The 4,809-nt window shown below is 53.2% G+C and carries 4 protein-coding genes; all 4 read right to left on the reverse strand.

The features are described 5' to 3' along the window. On the reverse strand, window positions 1-1,304 hold a 1,304-nt coding region (locus B3W37_RS09235), incomplete at its 3' end, for a methyl-accepting chemotaxis protein (protein ID WP_483175502.1). A 74-nt stretch (window positions 1,305-1,378) separates the two neighbouring features. After that, entirely contained in the window at window positions 1,379-1,711 is a 333-nt protein-coding gene (locus B3W37_RS09240; protein ID WP_483171616.1) for a hypothetical protein, read from the reverse strand. After that, a complete protein-coding gene (locus tag B3W37_RS09245) occupies window positions 1,711-4,155 on the reverse strand; it encodes a Lon protease family protein (protein WP_483175503.1) in 2,445 nt (814 codons plus the stop codon). The genes B3W37_RS09240 and B3W37_RS09245 overlap by 1 nt, the downstream gene beginning before the upstream one ends. A 24-nt stretch (window positions 4,156-4,179) precedes the next feature. Then, a partial coding sequence (locus B3W37_RS09250) for an MBL fold metallo-hydrolase (protein ID WP_483175504.1) occupies window positions 4,180-4,809 on the reverse strand: 630 nt, incomplete at its 5' end.

A 4,809-nucleotide genomic window follows, 5' to 3' on the forward strand; every position in this document is an offset into this window, starting at 1 on the left:
CCTGATTCCTCGGCCAGTTTACGCACTTCATCGGCTACCACTGCAAAACCGCGTCCCATTTCTCCGGCCCGGGCGGCTTCAATGGCGGCATTCAGTGCCAGGAGATTGGTCTGGCTGGCGATGTTGGTGATCAAGTCCACAATCTGCCCGATCTCCAGCGATTTCTCTCCTAAGGCCTCTACTATGGAAGCGGTATAATCGGTGTTGTTGCTGATGATTTCGATCTGCTTGACGGCCTGCTCAATCTGGCGCTCCCCTTCTTCAGCCTTTTTGCTGGCAGCCGCTACTGAGCTGGCCACCTCCTGCGCGCTGGCGGCCACCTGTTGAATGCCTACCGCCATCTCGCCGATGGTGTTGCGCGAATGATGGGATAATTGGGCCTGCTCTGCGGCGGAGCGCATCAGGGTTTCAGCCTGACTGCCCAGATTGCTCATTAGAGCGGCGCTGGTTTCAGAGAGCTGCCCCACCTGCGCGCTGGATTTGCTGACATTGTTGATCAGCCGGCCGGTTTTACCTATCAGGTCGGCCATTTTTTCCAGCATGGTGTTGAACATAGCCGCCAGTTTGCCGGGTTCGTCATTGGCATTGGCGGGAATGCGCTGGGTTAAATCACCCTGACTGGCTTTATCCACCGATGCGCTGATTCTGCGCAAAGGCATATAGACCGTATAGGCCACCAGGAATGCGGCCAGAAAACCCAGGAAAATCCCGATGCCCGAGTAAGTTACCATGGCCAGGCGGAAATGGCCGACGGCCTCCTCGTACGGTGTGGCCGGAACCCCTACATACCAGATGCCGATGGCATTGCCGGAGGGATCCTTAATGGGCTCGTAAGCGGCTTCGTTCCATACCCCGACTACTTCGGCACGGCCCACATAGGGCTGTCCCTGAATCAAGACCACCTGTCCCACTTCTTCGGATATCTTGGTATTGACGGCTCTCTGCCCGTCTTTCATCACATTGGTGGATACCCTGGTATCTCCCCGGAAGATGGTGCAGGTGTCTCCGGTCAGATTGCCGATGCGGTCGACCACTTCATAATTGCCTTCCATCAATACCGGCCCTTTATATAACTGTCCGTCGATAATCTGCCAATCCCCCGGGTATCTCTCTTCTAAAATCTGCCGCCCCAAAGCCAGGTCAGACTGCAGCTTCTGCTGCGCTGCCATCAGTATTTTTTCGGACATCACTTCGGTGGCATAATACCCCATTATGCCAGTTACTGCAGCTAAGACCAGGGTAAAGGCCACCACCAGGCGGACCCGCACGCTGATCTTGCGCAAGCAGCGTTCCACAAACTCCATTCTCTCATTTCCCCTTTCCTGTGGATGAAAACCCCTTCTATTTTCTCTGGTAATTATCGATGATTATGGAGGAATTATTTAGCCGGGTTCTCATCTCCGGGGGGAATGATCTCCATGTAGGTTACGCGCTGATAATTGAAGCTCCCCACCACATTGCCTTGCGCATCGTAAATGTAGGATATGGACGAACCGCCGGCGTAGAGCTTGCCGCTTTTCTCCAGGCCTAATTCATAGACATACCCGTCCACAGTGTCTCCGCGGTCGAAGTGGATGCGGACCTTTATGAGACTGGGCTCCTGGCTGAGGTCTCTTTTAACGAGATCTTGAATGTGCAGATTTTGGCACCCGCTTATAACCACAGCCGTGAACACAATGAGCAGCAATAAAGCCAGGCGGCCTCGGTTCATCAGTACTGCCTCCTTATACGTTTAGGTCTCTTCAGCGCATGGGTCGGCGGCACATCCAGATCCTGCCTGCGCAGCTCGGTCCATTTTTGCAGCTTTTGGTTGACCCGGTAATGCACTGTATCCGGTGTAAACCGGCCTTTTTCGTCAGGCTCCCCGGCAGGCACGCCGGTCAGTATTTCCAGTCCCCGGTCAATGTGATCCACCGCCCAGATATTGAACTTCCGCTGTCGTACTGCTTCTACCACGCTTTCATCCAGCATCAATTGGGTGATATTCTGTTGGGGTATGATCACCCCTTGCCTGCCGTTCAATCCTTTATCTTTACAGGTCTTAAAAAAGCCTTCGATCTTCTGGTTGACACCGCCCACCGGCTGAACCTCGCCGTTTTGGTTGACTGAGCCGGTTACCGCGATGCCCTGATATATGGGCAAATTGGCCAGGCTGGATAATAAGGCATAGAGCTCGGCACTCGAGGCGCTATCCCCTTCCACTCCCTGATAGCTCTGTTCAAAGGTCAGACTGGCGGAGAGGGCCAGCGGTTTATCCTGAGCATACTGCGCTCCCATATAGCCGCTTAAGGTCAAGACCCCTTTGCTGTGAATGCTGCCGCTCATACGGATCTCGCGTTCGATATTCACCAGGCCTTTCTCTCCCATGAAGGTTTTGGCGGTGATGCGCACCGGCTTGCCAAAATTGTATTCACCCACCTGGTAGACTGCCAGGCCGTTGATTTCGCCTACCCGGTACTCGTCCACATTGATGATCAGGGTGTCGCGGTTGATCATTTCCTGCAGATGTTCTTCTACCATGGCGCAGCGCTGCTGTTTACCCTTAATGGCCTTATTTACATGCAGGGCCGTGACCAGCTCGGCCTTATCCTGTCTGGCCCAATGATTGGCCTCATAGACCACTTCCACCAGCTTGTTGAAAAGGGTGGTCATTTTCTCCTGATCCTCGGCCATGCGGGTGCTGTAGTCCACCACACTGGCTACCGCGCCGGGGGTGAAGTGCAAGAGTTTTTCACGCTGGCAAACTCCGGCGATGAGCTGCGCATATTGCTTGATGTGGGTGCGGCTTTTGGCCATTTCCACATCGAAATCAGCGCGGATTTTAAACAGCTTGCGAAATTCGTCATCGAAGGCATATAAGGCGTGATAATACCAGGGATCGCCGATTAAGACCACTTTGATGTCGACCGGGATGGATTCGGGCTGCAGGGTTTCGGTATTGGTTATCCCCAAGACACGTCCGATGTTTTCCACCTTGATCTCACAGTTTTTTAAGACTTTTTTGAGGCAGTCCCAAACATAAAAGTTTTTCAAGACGTCATTGATGTGCAGAACCAGATAGCCGCCGTTGGCTTTATGAATGGCTCCGGGCTTGATCTTTGAAAAATCGGTGGCCAGGATGCCGAATTCGCCTTCATACTCGATCTGTCCGAACAGATTGGCATAAGTGGGATTGGTTTCAAATATCACCGGAGCATGCGTCAAGGCCTCATTGTCCACCAGGAGATTAACCTGGTATTTGCGCAGCGAGGCGCGCCGGTCCATATGGCGGAAAAACATCAAGGGGCCGCTCTCCTCGGTCTTGAGAAAGCCCTCGGTGTTTTCGACCAGGTCTTTCTGCATATCCTTCAGATAGGTTACAATATCCGCATTGTCCCGGTATTTTTCCAAAAGCTGTTCAAACCAGGGTTCGGATACCCTGCGGGCAGTCTCCAACTCCAGGCTTTTGATCTTTTCGCGAATGATTTTTTCCGATTCCTTGTACTTGCGGACGGCCTCGTTAAGTCTTTCCTGTACCAGTGTACCGGTGCGCATGATCTCCACCCGCTGCTCCTCGTTCATGGCCAGGTATTCTTCCTGGGTGATCACCTCTCCGTCTTCCTTGATGGGAGCGGTGTTTATGCCGGTCTGGGTGCGCGAGATGGTGAAACCATGGTGGCGGGCTTCTTCATCCAGTTCCAGGTACATTTTGTTGGTCTCTTCCAGAAATGCATTGAGGATACTGTTCTTTTTGCTTTCATAATCTTCGCCTTCAAAGGCTTTGACGATACTCTTGATAATGGCGTCAATACTGGTGCTTATATCTTGTTTGAATACCTTGCCCTGTCCCGGAGGCAGCTTGAGGGCTACCGGAGTGTCGGTTTCACGGAAATTATAAACATAACACCAATCGTAAGGGACCGGTTTGGCCGAAGCCCGTTCCTCCAGCATCTCTTTGGCCAGGCTGCTTTTGCCGGTGCCGAAAGCCCCGGCCAGGTAAATGTTGTAGCCCTGGTTGTTCATGTCCAAACCCAGGGATAGAGCCTCCACGGCCCGGCCCTGGCCAATGATGCCCCGCAGGGGCTGCAGCTCCACAGTGCTTTTGAAGCGAAACAGTGCGGGGCTGCATTCTTTCCTGAGCTGTTTCGCTTTTAACCTGTGCTGGTTGATGTTCAAATATTTCCCTCCAATAATTCCATTCTATATAAATGTAAAATGACTGCCGGCATCAATCTTGACCACCTGGCTGCCCAGCTCCTGGTAAAGGCGGGCAGCCGAGTAGAACCCGGTGCAATGGCCGATCATAATCCGGTCAGGCCGCTCATGATGCAAATAAGAGACCGTGGCCTCTATACGCTCAGGCGAGGCATTTACCAGGTGGGTGCCGCCGATATAAGCCTGGATATGATTTGTTCCCGTGATCTCCCGGGCATAGCTCAAGGTGTTAACCATCCCGGCATGGGCACAGCCGCTCATCACGATTAAGCCCTGGGGATGGTCGATGACTAAAGCCATATCGTCCTCAATATGGTCTTCCATCAAGTCCTCGCCCGACTCGATTGCAAAATGCCCCCCCACATCTTCATAAACGGTTCTGCGGGGGATCGTACCGGTGACGTAGACTCCGGGCCGGATCTCAAGAGGTTTTACACTGTAACGGAACTGCGCCCCGGCGGCTGCGGCTTCAGCTTCAGAAAACGGGCATCCCACCGCGAGCTTGTGACCCCCGGCTCCTATTGAATAACGTTTAACGAATATTCCGGGATGCGCGGTTACAGGGCGGGATCCGATCTGTTTGAGCAAAGCCACCAAAGCCCCGCAGTGATCGTA

It is taken from the genome of Syntrophomonas sp. UBA5494 (assembly GCF_002426325.1).

Bases quoted from the DNA above. Each gene is read 5' to 3' on its own strand.
- B3W37_RS09240 (WP_483171616.1), bottom strand. From the start codon at position 1,711: ATGAACCGAGGCCGCCTGGCTTTATTGCTGCTCATTGTGTTCACGGCT.